This window comes from Xanthomonas sp. NCPPB 1132 (assembly GCF_056629235.1).
In genome coordinates, this window is record NZ_CM152819.1 from 2,600,747 (window position 1) to 2,616,096 (window position 15,350).

20 protein-coding genes are annotated in these 15,350 nt (G+C 71.0%); 3 read left to right on the plus strand and 17 right to left on the minus strand.

All coding sequences use genetic code 11. The features are described from left to right. Window positions 1–5 precede the first annotated feature (5 nt). Complete coding sequence (locus tag AC1G9L_RS11010; RefSeq protein WP_019801485.1) at window positions 6–329, plus strand: DUF190 domain-containing protein; 324 nt, start codon at window positions 6–8, stop codon at window positions 327–329. 41 nt (window positions 330–370) lie between these two features. Here the strand turns inward: AC1G9L_RS11010 and AC1G9L_RS11015 are convergent, their stop codons facing one another. The 17 genes from AC1G9L_RS11015 to AC1G9L_RS11095 form a co-directional block, all read right to left on the minus strand. Beyond that, the gene (locus AC1G9L_RS11015; protein ID WP_481069031.1) at window positions 371–703 is read right to left on the minus strand and encodes a DUF3325 domain-containing protein; all 333 of its coding nucleotides are present in this window, start codon (window positions 701–703) and stop codon (window positions 371–373) included. Continuing rightward, the gene (locus tag AC1G9L_RS11020) at window positions 700–2,316 is read right to left on the minus strand and encodes a PepSY-associated TM helix domain-containing protein (protein ID WP_481069033.1); all 1,617 of its coding nucleotides are present in this window, start codon (window positions 2,314–2,316) and stop codon (window positions 700–702) included. Before AC1G9L_RS11020 ends, AC1G9L_RS11015 begins: the two co-directional genes overlap by 4 nt. After that, window positions 2,313–2,651, minus strand: coding sequence for a DUF3649 domain-containing protein (locus AC1G9L_RS11025; protein WP_481069035.1), 339 nt, complete (start codon window positions 2,649–2,651; stop codon window positions 2,313–2,315). Before AC1G9L_RS11025 ends, AC1G9L_RS11020 begins: the two co-directional genes overlap by 4 nt. A 272-nt stretch (window positions 2,652–2,923) precedes the next feature. Further along, window positions 2,924–3,571, minus strand: a complete 648-nt coding sequence (locus tag AC1G9L_RS11030) for a tetratricopeptide repeat protein (RefSeq protein WP_481069037.1) — start codon at window positions 3,569–3,571, stop codon at window positions 2,924–2,926. Beyond that, the gene (locus tag AC1G9L_RS11035; protein ID WP_481069039.1) at window positions 3,571–4,047 is read right to left on the minus strand and encodes a cytochrome c-type biogenesis protein; all 477 of its coding nucleotides are present in this window, start codon (window positions 4,045–4,047) and stop codon (window positions 3,571–3,573) included. The genes AC1G9L_RS11030 and AC1G9L_RS11035 overlap by 1 nt, the downstream gene beginning before the upstream one ends. Continuing rightward, window positions 4,044–4,586: a DsbE family thiol:disulfide interchange protein gene (locus tag AC1G9L_RS11040; RefSeq protein WP_481069041.1), complete on the minus strand. Its 543-nt coding sequence runs from the start codon at window positions 4,584–4,586 to the stop codon at window positions 4,044–4,046. The genes AC1G9L_RS11035 and AC1G9L_RS11040 overlap by 4 nt, the downstream gene beginning before the upstream one ends. Continuing rightward, the gene (locus tag AC1G9L_RS11045) at window positions 4,583–6,562 is read right to left on the minus strand and encodes a heme lyase CcmF/NrfE family subunit (RefSeq protein WP_481069043.1); all 1,980 of its coding nucleotides are present in this window, start codon (window positions 6,560–6,562) and stop codon (window positions 4,583–4,585) included. Before AC1G9L_RS11045 ends, AC1G9L_RS11040 begins: the two co-directional genes overlap by 4 nt. A 37-nt stretch (window positions 6,563–6,599) precedes the next feature. Continuing rightward, entirely contained in the window at window positions 6,600–7,082 is a 483-nt protein-coding gene (gene ccmE / locus AC1G9L_RS11050; RefSeq protein WP_019799614.1) for a cytochrome c maturation protein CcmE, read from the minus strand. Further along, complete coding sequence (gene ccmD / locus AC1G9L_RS11055; RefSeq protein WP_019799615.1) at window positions 7,066–7,278, minus strand: heme exporter protein CcmD; 213 nt, start codon at window positions 7,276–7,278, stop codon at window positions 7,066–7,068. Before ccmD ends, ccmE begins: the two co-directional genes overlap by 17 nt. After that, window positions 7,275–8,081 carry a heme ABC transporter permease gene (locus AC1G9L_RS11060; RefSeq protein WP_019799616.1) on the minus strand — a complete coding sequence of 269 codons (807 nt, stop codon included), beginning with the start codon at window positions 8,079–8,081 and terminating at the stop codon, window positions 7,275–7,277. The genes ccmD and AC1G9L_RS11060 overlap by 4 nt, the downstream gene beginning before the upstream one ends. Window positions 8,082–8,089: 8 nt before the next feature. Then, entirely contained in the window at window positions 8,090–9,418 is a 1,329-nt protein-coding gene (locus AC1G9L_RS11065) for a S8 family serine peptidase (RefSeq protein WP_481069045.1), read from the minus strand. Continuing rightward, window positions 9,415–10,056 (minus strand): zf-HC2 domain-containing protein, encoded by a 642-nt coding sequence (locus AC1G9L_RS11070; protein ID WP_481069047.1) that lies wholly within the window; start codon window positions 10,054–10,056, stop codon window positions 9,415–9,417. The genes AC1G9L_RS11065 and AC1G9L_RS11070 overlap by 4 nt, the downstream gene beginning before the upstream one ends. Further along, window positions 10,056–10,637 (minus strand): sigma-70 family RNA polymerase sigma factor, encoded by a 582-nt coding sequence (locus AC1G9L_RS11075; protein ID WP_019801145.1) that lies wholly within the window; start codon window positions 10,635–10,637, stop codon window positions 10,056–10,058. Before AC1G9L_RS11075 ends, AC1G9L_RS11070 begins: the two co-directional genes overlap by 1 nt. 63 nt (window positions 10,638–10,700) lie before the next feature. Then, the gene (locus AC1G9L_RS11080; RefSeq protein ID WP_481069049.1) at window positions 10,701–11,456 is read right to left on the minus strand and encodes a TorF family putative porin; all 756 of its coding nucleotides are present in this window, start codon (window positions 11,454–11,456) and stop codon (window positions 10,701–10,703) included. A 171-nt stretch (window positions 11,457–11,627) separates the two neighbouring features. Beyond that, on the minus strand, window positions 11,628–12,023 hold the full coding sequence (locus AC1G9L_RS11085; RefSeq protein ID WP_019800889.1) for a c-type cytochrome: 396 nt from the start codon (window positions 12,021–12,023) through the stop codon (window positions 11,628–11,630). A gap of 24 nt (window positions 12,024–12,047) precedes the next feature. Beyond that, a complete protein-coding gene (locus tag AC1G9L_RS11090) occupies window positions 12,048–13,412 on the minus strand; it encodes a hypothetical protein (RefSeq protein ID WP_019800888.1) in 1,365 nt (454 codons plus the stop codon). Window positions 13,413–13,477: 65 nt separating this feature from the next. Beyond that, window positions 13,478–14,122, minus strand: coding sequence for a cytochrome b (locus AC1G9L_RS11095; protein WP_481069051.1), 645 nt, complete (start codon window positions 14,120–14,122; stop codon window positions 13,478–13,480). 140 nt (window positions 14,123–14,262) lie between these two features. On the opposite strand from AC1G9L_RS11095, the gene AC1G9L_RS11100 reads away from it, so the two are divergent. After that, window positions 14,263–14,679, plus strand: coding sequence for a WxcM-like domain-containing protein (locus tag AC1G9L_RS11100; protein WP_019800886.1), 417 nt, complete (start codon window positions 14,263–14,265; stop codon window positions 14,677–14,679). 3 nt (window positions 14,680–14,682) lie between these two features. Beyond that, window positions 14,683–15,348 carry a NeuD/PglB/VioB family sugar acetyltransferase gene (locus tag AC1G9L_RS11105; RefSeq protein ID WP_019800885.1) on the plus strand — a complete coding sequence of 222 codons (666 nt, stop codon included), beginning with the start codon at window positions 14,683–14,685 and terminating at the stop codon, window positions 15,346–15,348. Window positions 15,349–15,350 lie beyond the last annotated feature (2 nt).

Here is a 15,350-nt window from a genome sequence, read left to right on the forward strand (position 1 = left end):
GGACGATGCAAGGCTATCAACTGACGTTCTTCACCGAACAGGAACGGCGGCACCGACATGCGCCGCTCGGCGAATGGTTGCTGCAGTTCGCCAAGGCGCATGGCGCCTGCGGCGGCACGGTGGTCGGCGGGCTCGAAGGCTTCGATCACGGCGGCCACCTGCATGCCACGCACTTTTTCGAGCTGGCCGAACAGCCACTCGCGGTCACCGTGTCGGTGGATGAGGCCGCCTGCCAGCGGCTGATGCAGGCCTTGGCAGAGGAAGAGCTCGATCTGAGCTACGTGAAAGTGCCGGTCGAGTATGGACGCGTGGGTAAGGCCGCCGCCTAAACGACCTGCGGCGCATCACCGTCGGCGGTGCATGGTCGAGATCAGCCCAGCAGGGCGGCGCCCACGCCCAGCGGCGGCGCCAGCAGCGCCAGCGGCACGATCAGCCGCGGCCGGTACGGCAGCAGGCCCAGGGTCAGCAGCGCCGCGCTGGCGCTGAGCGAGCCCACCCACAGCACCGGGCCGATGCCCCAGCCGCGCGCGGCCACGCAGCAGGCGAACGCCGCGCCGAGCAACGGCCAGCCGGCGGCCTGCAGTTGCCGCAGGCGCGGCGCGGATGCGCGCTGTGCGCCGTAAAGCTCAAGCTGGTGTTTCTCCATGCCCAGGCACAGCGCGACGAAACCGGAGAAGGCCAGGCACAGGCCGAGCACGGTCATGCGCCCTCCGTGGCCAGGACCGGCTTGGCCGATCCGCCGCGTTCGCGGGCGCGGCGTTCGGCCGCCGACAGTGGCGGTTGCCAGCGCTGCATGCGCCGCGCGGCCAGCGCCAGGGCCAGGCCGAGGAACAGGCAGACCAGGTCGAACCCGGCCAACGCCCAGTCGCCGGCCAGCAGACTCACGCCCAGGTGCGCATTGGTGGTCATGGCGTTGAGCAGCGGCAGCAAGCCGAACAGCGCCGCCCCTGCATACAGTTGCCAGGCCCACATGGCGCGCTTCGGCCACACCTGCGCGGCGAGCAGGGCCGCGACCCAGGCCAGGAAGAACACCGCCGCTTCGCGCTCCGGACGTGCCTCCAGCTGCAGCGGCAATAGCCGGTTGCCCCAGAAATAGGCGGCGAAGGCGATCGGCAGCCCGGCCACGGTACCGATGTTGAGCGCATCGACCAGGCGCAGGCCCAGGCCGATGCGGCCGGCCTTGGCGTGCTTGGGCCGCTCCTTGACCGCCCACAGGATCGCGCCGCTGGCCACCATCAGGCAGCCGAGCAGGCCGCAGCCGAAGAACAGCCAGCGCAGCCAGGGGCCGGCGAAGTGCGCCAGGTGCAGGCCGTACAGAGTGCTGCGGGTTGCCGCGGCGGCGCCCAGTGCGCCGCTGCGGCCGAGGATCTGGCCGCTGGCCGCGTCCAGCAACAGCGAGGGCGTGGTGTAGCCCAGCCGCTGGCCGTCGCCCTGGCGGATCTGGATGGCCGCGGCGGCGTCGCCGGCGTTGTACACGGTGAAGCCGGCGATCGGCGCCTGCGCGCCCCATTCGCGGCGCGCCACGTCCAGCAGTTGCGCGATCGGCAGCATGTGCCCGGGCGTGCCGCTGGCCTCGCGCAGGTTCTGCGGCTCCTGGAAGGCCTCGGCATAGAAGGCCTGCTCCGCATCGGGATAGGCCGTTTTGATGCCCCAGGGCAGGTACATCAGCATCAGCGTGACCAGCCCGGTGTAGGTGATCATCGCGTGGTAGGGCAGGGCGAGCACCGCGCTGGCGTTGTGGAAGTCCAGCCACGAGCGCTGGCCCTTGGCCGGGCGGAAGGTGAAGAAGTCCTTGAAGATCTTCTTGTGGGTGATCACGCCGCTGATGATCGCCACCAGCATGAACATCGCGCAGAAGCCGACGATGTAGCGCGCCCACAGCGCCGGGATGTAGTGCAGGTCGAAGTGCAGGCGGTAGAAGAAATCGCCGCCGCGGGTGTCACGGGTCTCGCTGGCCTCGCCGCTGACCGGGTCGAGCAGGGCGTTGCCGAACATCTCCTTGCGGCTCTGGCGGGTGCCGTCGGCCGGCGGCGGGTTGAGCCAGAACAGGTCGGTGAACGGCGCGCGCGGGTTGGCCAGCGACACGAACCATTGCGGCGACTGCGGCGCCTCGCGCTGCAGCAGCGCCACCGCGCGTGCGGCGACCACGTCGGTGCCCGGTTGTGCGGCCGGCAGCTCCGGACGCATCCAGCGGCTGATCTCGTTGCGGAAATAGCTGGCGGTGCCGGCCATGAAGATCAGCAGCAGCACCCAGGACACCAGCAGGCCGCTCCAGGTGTGCAGCCAGGCCATCGATTGGCGGAATCCCTGCTTCATGGCGCGTGCTGCTGCAGCCAGACGATGGCCAGCGCCATCGGTGCCAGCAATGCCGCGATGCCCAGCCAGGCGCGCCCGGCGCTGCGCGCGGCGAACGCCCACAGCGCGGTGCAGGCGCAGACCAGGATGCCGAGCATCATGCCGCTCAGCACCGCCTGCGCACGCAACGACGGCCACAGCAGCGGCAGCAGCACTGCGGTGGCCGCGGCCAGCGCGTAGCCGCCGACGATGGCGGCCAGGGTGCGTACCAGCACGCCCAGCCAGGGCGGCACGGTGCGGCGCCGCGGCGTGGCCGGGGCATCAGGGGTGCGGAGCGAAGCGGAAGAAGAAGACATGCAGGCCCGTTGGGAGGAAGCACCGGCTGGGCAGCGGAGGACAGCGCGTGGCGGCGGTGGCTGAGATGTCAGTTAATGATACGCATTCCTATCTTTGGCGCAAATGCGGGACTTCACCACCTGGAGCGTCGTGTAGTTGGAGCGGCTGCCACGGTGCGCCGCGTGGCGTGTCAGATCGCGTCGTCCAAGCTGTTCGCTGCGGATGCGCTGAAGAACCTGCTGGACCAGGCCGTCTGAGCGAATCGCCGTCCATCACCGTTGTTGCGATCGCGTCAGCGCCGCGGTGCGTGCACAGGCGCGCGATTGGCCTTCATCGCGTCGGCGGCAGCAATTTTCTGCGCCACCGCCTCGCGCAGCGGCGACGCGGCGGGCAGCAGGGTCGACAGGTGGCGCCAGTCGCCGGCCGCGTCGGCGTAGCGCTGCTGTTGGAAGGCGGCGATGCCGCGCATCCACAGCGCCCGCTGGTTGTCCGGTTGCTGCGCCAGGACCCGGTCGAGCATGTCGCGGGCGGCGCGGCCGACGGCCAGATCCGCGTGTTGTGCCATGTCGGTCTCCGCCCAACCGAGCAATGCCTCGACGTTGTCCGGGTCCAGGCGCAGGGCCTGCGCGTAGGCGCGCTGCGCGTCCTGCGGGCGCTTCGCCTGCTGGGCGTCCCAGGCCTGCTGCAACATGTCCTGCAGCCCTTGGACGTTCGGATCCGCGGCGGACGGCGGCAGCGGCTGCAGCGGCACACCGGCCAGGGCCGTCGGTGTGCCGACGTGCCAGTAGAGGCCGGCGCCGAGCGATGGCAGGAGCAGCGCAAGCAGCAGCGTCATACCGCGCTGCGCGCGGGCGCCGCTCCGGTGCATGAGCAACGGGCGCAGCACCGCGAACAGGGCGATGCTCAGCATCGCGGCGGCGGCCAGGACAAAGCCGGGCATCACCAGGCGTCCTCCGCGTCCGCTTCCGCCGTCGCGGCGCCGATGGCGCGACGGCGCTGGCGCAGCGTCGCCACGATCACGCCGGCGCCGCTCAGCAGCAACAGCGCCGGACCGAACCACAGCAGCCAGGTGCCCGGCGCCAGCGGCGGGTCGTACAGCACGAAGGCGGAGTAGCGATCGACCATGTACTGCTTGATCTGCGCATCGCTGCGCCCGGCCTGCAGTTGCGCGAACACCTGGTGGCGCAGGTCGCGCGCAAGGGTGGCGTCGGAATCGGCCAGGTTCTCGTTCTGGCAGACCAGGCAGCGCAATTGCGCGGTCAATTGCTGGAAGCGCTGCTCCTGCGCATGGTCCTTGAAGGGTAACGGGTCAACCGCCTGGGCGAAGGCCGGCACTGCGCCGCCTATCACCCACAGCAGCATCAGCAACCGCCACCACAGCATGCGCCGGGGCGTCCGTGCGACGAGGACGCTCATCGCCGCGCTCCGCCGAGCGCGGCAATCGCTGGGCGCACTTCGTCGGCCAGCACCTGCGGCGTCAGCACGCCGACGTGCTTGTAGCGGACCACGCCGTCGGCATCGATCAGGAAGGTTTCCGGGGCGCCGTACACGCCCAGGTCGATGGCGCGCTGGCCGTCGGCGTCCACCAGCACCAGCGCATACGGATTGCCGCGCTGCGCCAGCCAGGCGGCGGTGTCGTGCGGCTCGTCGCGGTAGGCGTAGCCGACCAGGATCACGCCCAGGTGCCGGGCCTGCGCCATCAGCAGCGGATGCTCCTCGCTGCATGCCATGCACCAGCTGCCGAACACGTTGAGCAGATACGGGCGGCCGCGCAGCGCCTCGCTGCCGCTGCGCAGGTCCGGGCGGTCCAGGTGCGGCAGCGCGAACGCCGGCACCGGCTTGCCCAGCAGCGGCGATGGCACCTCGCGCGGGTCGTGGCTGCGGCTCCACCACAGCCCGAACCCGAACAGCGCGGCCAGCAGCACGAACGCGGCCAGCGGCAGCAGCCGGCTCATGGCGCGGCTCCGGCGAGCGCGGCCGGCGCGGCCGGCGCGGTAGCGCTCGCCGCAGCCGGCTGCGCACGCAAGCGGCGCGCGCCGGCGCTGACGAAACCGCCGAGCATCATCAGCAGGCCGCCGGCCCAGATCCAGCGGATGAAGGGCTTGTCGTACAGGCGCAGGGTCCAGCCGTACTCGATGTGCTGGTCGTCGACCGGCTCGCCCAGGGCGACGTACAGATCGCGCAGCACACCGGCGTCAATGGCCGCCTCGGTCTGTATCCGCTCGCTGCTGTACAGACGCTTCTGCGGGTGCAGTACCGCCACGACGGCGCCGTCGCGCAGCACGCTCACCGTGCCTTGTTCGGCCTTCCAGTTGGGGCCATCGATCAACTGCACGCCATCGAAGCGAAAGCTGTGCGCGCCGATCTGCGCGCTCTGGCCGGGATCCAGGCGCACGTCGCGTTCAACCGACAGGCTTTCCGACAGCAGCACGCCGGCCACGAACACCGCAACCCCGGCATGCGCGAGCAGCATGCCGGCCAGCTCGGCGGGGAAGCGGCGGCCACGCGGCGCGCTGCGCCAGCGGGTCAGCGCATACAGGGCGGTGCCGACGCCGACCCAGGCCGCGGCGGCGACGCCGGCCACCGCACGCAGCGTGCCCGCGCTCAACAGCCATGCCAGCAGCGCGCAGCCGAGCGCGGCCAGCCCGGCGCGGGCGGCCACCGCGCGCAGTGCGCCGGGTTCAGTGCGTCCCCAGCGCAGGTAGGGGCCGAACGGCAACAGCAAGACCACCGGCAACATCAGCAACGGGAACAGCAGGCCGAAGTAGGGCGGCCCCACCGAAATCTTGCCCAACCGCAGCGCATCGCCGAGCAGCGGGAACAGCGTGCCCAGCAGCACCATCGCCGCGGCCACGCTGAGCATCAGGTTGCCGACCAGGATCGCGGTCTCCCGCGACAGCGCGGCGAACGGCTTGCCCGCGGCCAGACGTGGCGCGCGCAGTGCGTACAGCAGCAGCGAGCCGCCGACCACCAGTACCAGGAAGCCGAGGATGTACAGGCCGCGACGCGGGTCGGCGGCGAAGGCGTGCACCGAGGTCAGCACGCCCGAGCGCACCAGGAAGGTGCCCAGCAACGACAGCGAGAACGCCAGGATCGACAGCAGCAGGGTCCAGGCGCCGAGCGCGCCACGCTTATCGGTGACCGCCTGGGTGTGGATCAGCGCGGCGCCCACCAGCCACGGCATGAAGCTGGCGTTCTCCACCGGGTCCCAGAACCACCAGCCGCCCCAGCCCAACTCGGCGTAGGCCCACCAGCTGCCGGCGACGATGCCGGCGCTGAGGAAGCCCCAGGCGACGTTGGTCCACGGCCGCGCCCAGCGTACCCAGGCCTGCTGCTGTTCGCCGCCGAGCAAGGCGGCGATGGCGAAGGCGAAGGCCACCGAGAAGCCGACGTAGCCGGTGTACAGCACCGGCGGATGCAGCACCATGCCCGGGTCCTGCAGCACCGGGTTGAGTTCGCTGCCGTCGCGCGGCATCGGTGAGAGCCGCACGAAGGGATTGGAGGTGAACAGGACGAAGGCCAGGAAGCCGCTGGAGATCAGCCCGAGCACGCCGAGCACGCGCGCGGCGAACGCTTCCGGCAAGTGCCGGCCGCTGCGCGCCAGCGCCACCGTCCACAGGTTGAGGATGGCGATCCACAGCAGCAGCGAGCCTTCGTGCGCGCCCCACACCGCGGCCAGCCGGTAATACCAGGGCTGCGCCAGGTTGGCGTTGGCGGCGACGTAGCGCACCGAGAAATCCAGCTGCAGCAACACATAGCCGAGCAGGCCGAAGGCCAGCCAGGCGAAGCCGGCCTGGGCGTAGGCGGCCGGCCGCGCCACCGCCATCCAGGCGCGCTGGCCGCGCCAGGCGCCGAGCAGCGGCAGCACGCCCTGCACCAGTGCCAGCAGCAAGGCCAGGATCAGCGCGCACTGGCCGAGTTCGGCGCTCATGGCGCGGCGCTCCCGATGCGGCGGGACGCGATCGGGCTCATGGCCGCGCCGTGACCGCAGCCGCCGCCGCGGCGGTGCGAGCGGTCTTGGCGCGATCGGCATGCGCCTGCGCCATCGCGTCCTTTAGTTCCTGCGGCATGTAGGTCTCGTCGTGCTTGGCCAGCACCTCGGTGGCGACGAAGCGCGCGCCCTGCATCGAGCCGGTGGCGATCACCGCCTGGTTGTCGCGGAACAGGTCGGGCAGGATGCCGGTGTAGGCCACGGCGGTGGCACCGGCCTTGTCGATCACGGTGAACTGCACCTGCAGCGAATCGGCGCTGCGTGCGATCGAGCCGGCCTTGACCATGCCGCCGAGCCGGAACACCCGGTAGTCCCGGGCCGCGCCGGCCTGCACCTGGCTGGGGGTGAACAGGTAGCTGATGTTGTGCTGCAGGGCCAGCACGAACAGGTCGGTGGCCAGCGCCGCGGCGCCGAGCAACAGCAGCACCAGCAGCAGGCGGCGCTTACGGGTGGGATGCATCGTGCGCTCCGTTGGTCGCAACGTTGCCGCGGGCACGGCGTGCCTGTTCGCGCGTCACTTGCGCACGGATGTCGGCGAGCAGGCGACGCTGGCGGCGGCGCGGCAGCGCGCTGTCCAGGAGCAGCACGAGCAAGGCCAGTGCGTACGCGCTCCACACATAGACGGCGTAGCCGCCCATCGCCCAGAACCCGCTCATGCCGCGTGCTCCGCGGGCAGCGGCACGGTGTCCGCTGGCGATGCCTTAACCGGCACGGATTGCATGGCGATCGCACGCACCCAGGCCTTGCCGCGCTCCAGCGCCAGCAGGTCGGTGCGCAGGCGCCCGCACAGGCTGGCGACGTAATAGCACTTGCTGGCGACCACGCCGGTCAGCAGCGGCCACAGCATCGACAGCGGCATCGTCGACGGGCCGAGCACGCGCACCGTGGAGCCCTGGTGCAAGGTGTTCCACCAGACCACCGAGTAATGCACGATCGGCAGGTTGATCAGCCCGACCAGCGCCAGCAGCGCCGCGGCGCGCGCGCCCTGGCGTGGATCGTCGATGGCGCGGTGCAGGCCGATGACGCCCAGGTACAGGAACAGCAGCACCAGTTCCGAGGTCAGCCGCGCGTCCCAGGTCCACCAGGTACCCCACATCGGCCGGCCCCACAGCGAGCCGGTACACAGGGTGACGAAGGTGAAGGCCGCGCCGATCGGCGCCGAGGCCATGCAGGCGATTTCCGCCAGTTTCACCCGCCACACCAGCCCGACCAGGCCGGCCACGCCCATCGCGGCGTAGACGAACAGGCTCATCCACGCGCACGGCACATGCACGAAGATGATGCGGTAGGCATCGTGCTGCTGGTAATCCGGCGGCGCCAGCACCAGCCCGCCGTAACAGGCCACCGCGCCGAGCAGCACGGCCGCGGCCAGACTCCACGGGCGCACCGCGCCGGCCACGCGGTAGAAGGTCGGCGACGCGCCGAGCCGGTGCAACCAGAGCGGGATCCAGGAACGCATGGAGGCCTTCAGCGGGCGAGGGGAGCGCTGCGCGGCAACGCCTGTACCGCGGCGGCGGCATCGACCTGCAGCAGGCCGTCGCGCGTGCGGCTGGTCCGCAGCAGCAGGTCGTGCACGCTGCGCGCATCCAGTTGCGGCGCCAGCGCCAGCAGCAGCGCGACCACGCCGCTGACGTGGGCGGTGGCCATCGACGAGCCGGAGGTGAAGTCGTAACCGCCGTTGGGCTGGGTGGTGAGGATGTCCTCGCCCGGCGCGCTGAGCACACCCGCCGGCGCCGGCGTGGCGGCGCTGCTGCGCACCACGATCACCCCGGGGATGCCGTCGGGAAATCCGTCCAGGCGGCCGTTCGGCGGCATCGCCGCGACCACGATGCGGCCCTCGCGCAGCAACTGTTCCAGCAGCTTGCGCAGCAGCGGGTCGGCCGGGCCGCCGAGGCTGAGGTTGATGATGCGGGTGCGGGTGTCGCCGATCGCCGCCAGCGCCTTGGCCAGAGTGAAGGAGTTGCAGCCGGCACCGGCGCCGGGATGCTGCGGATACCAGCAGGCCTTGTACACGTCGAGCATCGCCTTCGGCGCGATGCCGACGATGCCCAGGTGGTTGTTGCTGCCGGCGGCGATGATGCCGGCGACCTCGGTGCCGTGGTGGTCGCGGTTGAACGCCCCCGGGTCGGCGGCGACCAGGTCGCGGGTGTTGCGCAGGCGCCCGCGCAGGTCCGGATGCGCGGTGTCCACGCCGGTGTCGACGATCGCCACGTCCACGCCCTGGCCCTGGCTCAGCGCCTGCGCGGTGGCCGCGTTGGTGGCGGCGAAGCCGCGCTGCATGTCCACGTAGGGGTCGTTGTAGCGCAGCGGCTGCGTCGGCGTCGCTGCGGCCTGGCTGTCCGCGGAATACGTGCCGAAGTCCTGCAGCGGCTGCGACAGCGCGACGCGGTCGTCCGTGGCCAGTTGCGCCAGCAGCGCGGCGCGGTCGCTGCCCGGTGCCGGCTCCAGCACCACGCAGTACAGCCCCAGCGCCTTGATCGGCCAGCCGGCGACCTGGCGCAGGCCGTAGCGCTTGTTCAGCGCGTCCAGGGTGGCCACCGCCTGGGTGCCGGCGCCGTAGTAGCGGGCCGAGGCGTAGCCGAGCAGGTTGGAGCCGGCATGGCGGCTCGGCGCGGCCATCGGGTTGGCCACGGCGAGGACGATCTGGCGCTGGCTGTCCAGCGCCGGCGACGGATCCAGGCTGGGCGCCTTGGCGTCCGTTGCGGGCGCCGGATCGGCGACGGCCGCCGGCGCGGCGTGGGCGCAGGCGCCCAGGCCCACGCAGGCGAGGAGCAGGCTGGCGAGACGCAGCTTCATGGCGCGGCGATCGGCTCCGCCAGGCGGATGCCGGCGGTGGCGCGCAACTGCTGCACGCTGCGCTGCGGCTGCGCCGGCGACCCGGCCTGGGTCGGCACCACGGTGTAGGCGCCGGCGGCGTTGGGGCCGCCGATCACCCGCAGCTGCAGCTTGCGCAACAGCGCATCCCAGTCGGCCAGGGTCATGCGCGCGTCCGGCACCACCCGGATCGCGTCGGCCACCAGCGGCTGCGCGGCATCGCTGAGGGTGCGGTAGGCGGTGCTGCGCTCGTGCTCGGCGGACAGGCGCATGCCCAGCACGCCCAGGCCCACCGCCTGCAGCAGCGCGGCGGCGACCAGCGCCCGCGTGGTCCAGCTGGCGCGGCTGCGCTGCGGCGGCGCCTGCGGAACCGGCGCGTCCAGGCGCTGCAGCAGGCGCTGCAGGCCGGCCTCGGCGTCCACCGGCACGTCGCTGGGCAGGGTCATGGCCATGCGCAGGCGGCTCTGCTGGGCGAACTCGGCGCTGCAGTGCCGGCACTTGGCCAGGTGCGCCACCAGCCATGCGTTCTCTTGTTCCGTGGCGCTGTCCTGCAGCACCCACGGCATCAGTTCCCAGGCATGCGCGCACTCGTTGCCCGGCTCGTTGAAGCCCGTTTTCATCACGCGCTCTCCGTCAGCGTGGACGCATCGCCGGCCAATCCCGGCAACACGTTGCGAAGCTTGACCCGGGCATGGAACAGCCGGGCTTTGATGGTGCCCACCGGGCACTGCATGATCGTGGCGACCTCTTCCAGCTTGTGGCCGAGGCCGTAGACCAGTTCCACCACCAGGCGCTGGTCGGCCGACAGGCGGTCCAGACCCTTGCCCAGCCAGTCGCGCAGCTCGCGGTCCTCGTCCGGGTCGGCCGCCGCGGCGTGGTCCTCGGCGGCCACGCCGTCGTCGATGGCGTCGTCGCTGTGGTGGCGGATCGCCTTGAGCCCGCAGCGGTAGGCGATGCCCATGATCCAGGTCGAGACCTGCGAGTCGCCACGGAAGTCGCCGGCCTTCTGCCAGACGATCCAGAAGCAGTCGTTGATCGCTTCCTCGATGATGTCCGGGCGCCGGGTCAGTCGCGACAGGAACCGGCACAGGCGGCCGTGGTAGGCGCGGTACAGGCGGGCGAGCGCCTCGCGGTCGCTGGCCGCCATGCGCCGGAGCAGCATGCGGTCGGTGGCATCGCCGAGCAGGTCGGTGTCGTTCATGGGAGCAGGTGTGGCAACGGGCACCGGTATGTGCCGGGGCGGCACGGAAAGGTTGCGCTCGCCTCAGAAGCTGCGGGAGACGCTGGCCACCCAGGGCCACAGGCCGCGGTCGGCATAGCCGGTGCGGGCGTTGCTGAACACACGGTCCACCTCCAGGCTCCAGCGCCCGGCGTTCCAGATCAGCCCGGCGTGGCCGTAGCGATAGTGCGCCGTGTACTCCAGTCCGTACAGCGCCGGCGGCGCCTGGCTGACGCCGGCGCCCACCGACAGCGACAGCGGGCCGGTCAGCGGCTGGTGCGCGGTCAGGTCCAGCGCCCCGTACCAGCGCTGCTGCAGGCCGCTGTCGGGCATGCGGAAGGCGGCCAGCGACAGGCTCAGGCGGTCGCGGTAGCTCCAGCCGAGGCTGACTTCGTCGCGGTTGAACAGGCGGTTGGCACGCCCGCCGGGGTAGCGGTACAGCAGCGCTTCGGCCTGCAGTTGCCAGCTGTCGGACAGGGTCCAACTGCGCGACAGGCCGAGGCTGCTCATCAGCACCGTGCCCGGCGCGTCCAGCGCCACGCTGGCCGAGCCGCTCAGCGACCAGCCCGGCGCCGGCAGCCAGAACAGCGCACCCTGCAGGGTCGGAGTGTCGCGGGTCAGCGCGATACCGCGGTCGACCAGCTGCGAGCTGATTCCGGCGGCGCCGCCGACATCGCTGGCCCTCGCCGCCGGTGCGTGCAGGGCGGCGAGCGCCAGGCCCACGGCCAGCGCCGCACCGGCGCCTGGACGCGCTGACGGCCGGGCTGTCGCGGCGAGCCGGCCCACGCGCATGTTCAGCATGCCCGGGCCGCCCCGCGCTGCCGGGATGCGGCGGGAAGCCACGACGAGGTGCCGCGGACGGCAGGGAGAAAACGCACGGTGGCTCGAGGCTCGCAGGTCAGGGATCGGACACGGGCGCGGCGCGGTGGCCGGCCCGTGGGGCGCCGAATATGACCGGATCGGCCAGCCAGTTCAATGCAGGCTGTGCAGGTAGGCGATCAGGTCCTGCAACTGCTTGGCGTCGTCCAGGCCGTCGTACTTCATCTTGCCGCCGGGCAGCGCCTTGGACGCCGGCTGCGACAGGTAGCTGCACAGTTTGTCGTCGCTCCAGGTCCACTGGCTCTGCTTCATCGCGTCGGAGTAGGCGTAGTCCGGCACGCTGCCGGCGCGGCGCCCGGCCACGCCGAACAGGGTCGGGCCCTTCTTGTTCTTGGCCGGCGCGGCGCTGTGGCATTCGGCGCATTCGCTGGCGAACACGCCGGCACCTGGCGCGCCGCCGGCGGCATGCGCGGACGGCGCTACCGCGGCAGCCAGCGGCAGCAGGCCGGCCAGCAGGGTGCACAGGGACAAGGGGTTGGTACGTTTCATGGGGGGAAGCTCCGTGCGGGGGAATCAGAAAGCGAGGCTCAGGCTCAGCGCGAACTGGTTGAGGTCGCGCGGACGGGTGACCGGGGTGGCCCCGAACACGTTGCCGGTGCTGCCGTTGAACTTGCTGAAACGGAACCAGGTCGCGGACAGGCGCAGGTTGGAGATCGACGAGTAGCTGTCGTCCTTGCCGAACGGCGCCCACGAGGCGCTGATCAGGTTGCTGGTGGTGTCCGGCGCACCGTACGGGCGGTAGCGGAACGGATCGTCCGAGCCGGTGTTGATGAAGTGCGCCAGCAGCAGGCTGTAGCTCTGCTTGTAGGTGTAGTTGAGGCTGAACGACTGGTCGCGCACGCTGGCCCGGCGTGGGCCGGCCACGCTCGGATCGATGGGATCGATCAGCGCGCTGCCGTAGCGGCGGCGCTCGTAGATGTTGAGGTAGCCGAGCTTGAGGATGTGCTCGCGGGTGCCCAGGAACTGGTAGTTGAGGTCGTAGCCGAGATCGGTGAAGTCGTCGCGCGGGCCGGTGCTGCGCGGCAGCTGCCGCCGCGTGGTCAGCGCGACCACGCCGGCGGAGAAGAACTGCCGCTTGAGGTCCTTCATGTAGCTCAGGCGCAGGTAGCCGGTGTCGCTGAGCTTGCCGGGGTCGCCGCCGATGGCGTAGCCCAGGTCGTCCTGGGTCGACACCGGGAGCGCGGTATAGGTGCCGAGTTCGCCGTACCAGTTGCGGTCGTACAGGCCGTAGATGCTGGTGCCGATCACCCGGTTGGACAGCGACGACTGGTTGAGCAGGGTGGTCGAGCTGGCATAGGCCGAGGCCGGCCCCAGGCCGGAGGCGTTGGGCAGCATGCCGATCGGGTCCTGGCTGCCGGGATTGTTGTTGACGCTGACGCCGAGCAGGGTGTCCTTGCCGCCGAGCTGGAAGCTCTTGACCACCGCGCGCACGTCCACGTTGTCCAGGCGCGTGGTGTAGTCGTTCTTGCCGTTGTTGCTGGTGGCGACCTTGACGTAGCCGCCGACGTTGTCGGTGATGCGCCCGGCCAGGTACAGGTCGGCCTCGCTGAAGCGAGTGCGGCTCTCGCCGCGCGCCGGCACGCTGCGGGTGGCGGTGAGCTGCGCGGACGCCGGGATCTTGGTGCCGTTGCCGTCGCTGTCGGTATAGCCGCCGAGCTTGAAGCGCATGCCGTACGGGGTCAGCGCCGGACCGTAGGCGCCGATGTGGCAGTCGGCGCAGGACGAGCCGGTCTGCCGTGCGAACGCCGGCACCGCGGCCGCGCGCGGGCTCAGCACCAGCAGCAGCGAGCCCAGCGCCGACCACAGCAGCGCCTGCTCGGCGCCGCGCGTCCTGTCGCTGCGGGAGGAGGTGGAGGGGAACGACGGGGACTGGTGCATGCGGAAAGTCCTTTGGCAGGCGGGTGGGTGCGGCGACGGACGCGAACGAGGAAGGGAAGGGCGGCTCAGCGCCGGCGCAGGAACGGCAGCATCCGGCGCAGCACGCCATCGCGGCGGACGAAGTGATGCCAGAGCGCTGCGCCGATATGCAGCAGGATCAGGGCCAGCAGCAGCCAGGCGGCATCCACGTGCCAGGCGCCGAGGCGATCGGCGAGATCGGGATCGGCGTCGACCAGCTCGGGCAGGGTGGCGCCGAACAGATGCACCGGCTTGCCCATCGACTGGCTCAGCGCCCAGCCCAGCACCGGCAAGGTCAGCAGCAGCGCGTACATCACCACGTGGGTGGCGCCGGCCAGCAAGCGCATCAGCGCCGAGCCGGCCTCCGGGTCGTCACGCTTGCCCAGGCGCATGCGCAACACGACGCGCACGCAGAACAGGCCGAGCACGAACAGGCCGAAGTGGCGGTGGCCTTCCAGCAGCCACTGCCGCCACATGCGGCCTTCGACTTCTTCGCGCAGCAGGATCAGCCCCGCCGCCAGCACCAGGCACATCACGGTCAGCCAGTGCAGCCACACCATCGGCCGCGGCAACGCGGCCGTTGCAGCAGGAGGGGAAACGGGCGGTGTTGGCGCGGCCGGCGTTGGCGAGGTCATGGCGGTACACGGTGTCCTTGGAGGCGACGAGGTGGGGCGCCACGCAATGCGGGGCATCGCTGCAGCTGTTGCGTCGATAGGTGCCGGCGCTGTGGCGAAAGGTTGCGTTGCGCTGCGCGTCCGATTCGCGCAACCTTTCCGTGGACCGGCGGCACTCAGCCTGGACGCTCCGATGCGGAGCCCGGTCGGGCACTCTGATGGCAATCGAACGAATCCAGTTGCGGACGCACGGCGACGCGCGCGGCCAGCTCGTGGCGCTGGAGCAGCAGCGCGATGTGCCCTTCGACATCCGCCGCGTGTACTACCTGTTCGCCACCCGCAACGGCGTGCATCGCGGCCAGCACGCGCACCGCCATCTCAACCAATTGGCGGTGGCGCTGCACGGGTCGGTGTCGTTCCTGCTCGACGACGGCAGCGGGCCGGTGCAGGTGGTGCTGGACGATCCGTGCCAGGGCCTGCTGCTGGGCAGCATGGTCTGGCGCGACCTGTACGACTTCAGCGAGGACTGCGTGCTGATGGTGCTCGCCGACCAGGCCTACGACCCCACCGACTACATCTTCGACTACGACGAATTCCTGCGCGAAGCCGCGGGCGTACGCCGGCAGGAGGCCTAGGCGATGGCACGCCCCCTGGTCATCGTCGGCGCCGGCGAACTGGCGCAGATCGCCTGCGAATACTTCACCCACGACAGCGACTACGCCGTGCTGGCCTTCAGCGTGGAGCGCGACTACCTGTCCACGCCGACGCTGGCCGGTCTTCCTGTGGTGGCCTATGAGGATCTCGAGCAGCGCTATCCGCCGTCGCAGGTGGAGGTGTTCGTGGCGATCCCGGCCAGCGGCCTCAACCGGCTGCGCACGCGTTTCTATCTGGACGCCAAGCGTCGCGGCTACCGCATGGCCAGCTACGTCAGCTCGCAGGCCTTCGTCTGGCGCAACGTGGAACTGGGCGAACACTGCTTCGTGTTCGAGCACAACGTGCTGCAGCCGTTCACCCGCATCGGCGCCAACTGCATCCTGTGGAGCGGCAACCATATCGGTCATCGCACGGTCCTCCACGACCATGTGTTCCTGGCCTCGCATGCGGTGATTTCCGGCTACTGCGAGATCGGCGCCAGCAGCTTCGTCGGCGTCAACGCCACACTCAGCGACCGGGTCAAGGTGGCTGCCGACAACGTGATCGGCGCGGGCGCGCTGCTGACCCGCGACACCGAGCCCGGACGCATCTACGTCGGTGCGCCGGCGCGGGCGGTGGCCGGCAAGTCCAGCTTCGACGTAGAGCTGTGAGG

Bases quoted from the DNA above. Each gene is read 5' to 3' on its own strand.
- AC1G9L_RS11010 (WP_019801485.1), top strand. From the start codon at position 6: ATGCAAGGCTATCAACTGACGTTCTTCACCGAACAGGAACGGCGGCAC.
- AC1G9L_RS11015 (WP_481069031.1), bottom strand. From the start codon at position 703: ATGACCGTGCTCGGCCTGTGCCTGGCCTTCTCCGGTTTCGTCGCGCTG.
- AC1G9L_RS11020 (WP_481069033.1), bottom strand. From the start codon at position 2,316: ATGAAGCAGGGATTCCGCCAATCGATGGCCTGGCTGCACACCTGGAGC.
- AC1G9L_RS11025 (WP_481069035.1), bottom strand. From the start codon at position 2,651: ATGTCTTCTTCTTCCGCTTCGCTCCGCACCCCTGATGCCCCGGCCACG.
- AC1G9L_RS11030 (WP_481069037.1), bottom strand. From the start codon at position 3,571: ATGCCCGGCTTTGTCCTGGCCGCCGCCGCGATGCTGAGCATCGCCCTG.
- AC1G9L_RS11035 (WP_481069039.1), bottom strand. From the start codon at position 4,047: ATGAGCGTCCTCGTCGCACGGACGCCCCGGCGCATGCTGTGGTGGCGG.
- AC1G9L_RS11040 (WP_481069041.1), bottom strand. From the start codon at position 4,586: ATGAGCCGGCTGCTGCCGCTGGCCGCGTTCGTGCTGCTGGCCGCGCTG.
- AC1G9L_RS11045 (WP_481069043.1), bottom strand. From the start codon at position 6,562: ATGAGCGCCGAACTCGGCCAGTGCGCGCTGATCCTGGCCTTGCTGCTG.
- ccmE (WP_019799614.1), bottom strand. From the start codon at position 7,082: ATGCATCCCACCCGTAAGCGCCGCCTGCTGCTGGTGCTGCTGTTGCTC.
- ccmD (WP_019799615.1), bottom strand. From the start codon at position 7,278: ATGAGCGGGTTCTGGGCGATGGGCGGCTACGCCGTCTATGTGTGGAGC.
- AC1G9L_RS11060 (WP_019799616.1), bottom strand. From the start codon at position 8,081: ATGCGTTCCTGGATCCCGCTCTGGTTGCACCGGCTCGGCGCGTCGCCG.
- AC1G9L_RS11065 (WP_481069045.1), bottom strand. From the start codon at position 9,418: ATGAAGCTGCGTCTCGCCAGCCTGCTCCTCGCCTGCGTGGGCCTGGGC.
- AC1G9L_RS11070 (WP_481069047.1), bottom strand. From the start codon at position 10,056: ATGAAAACGGGCTTCAACGAGCCGGGCAACGAGTGCGCGCATGCCTGG.
- AC1G9L_RS11075 (WP_019801145.1), bottom strand. From the start codon at position 10,637: ATGAACGACACCGACCTGCTCGGCGATGCCACCGACCGCATGCTGCTC.
- AC1G9L_RS11080 (WP_481069049.1), bottom strand. From the start codon at position 11,456: ATGCTGAACATGCGCGTGGGCCGGCTCGCCGCGACAGCCCGGCCGTCA.
- AC1G9L_RS11085 (WP_019800889.1), bottom strand. From the start codon at position 12,023: ATGAAACGTACCAACCCCTTGTCCCTGTGCACCCTGCTGGCCGGCCTG.
- AC1G9L_RS11090 (WP_019800888.1), bottom strand. From the start codon at position 13,412: ATGCACCAGTCCCCGTCGTTCCCCTCCACCTCCTCCCGCAGCGACAGG.
- AC1G9L_RS11095 (WP_481069051.1), bottom strand. From the start codon at position 14,122: ATGCCCCGCATTGCGTGGCGCCCCACCTCGTCGCCTCCAAGGACACCG.
- AC1G9L_RS11100 (WP_019800886.1), top strand. From the start codon at position 14,263: ATGGCAATCGAACGAATCCAGTTGCGGACGCACGGCGACGCGCGCGGC.
- AC1G9L_RS11105 (WP_019800885.1), top strand. From the start codon at position 14,683: ATGGCACGCCCCCTGGTCATCGTCGGCGCCGGCGAACTGGCGCAGATC.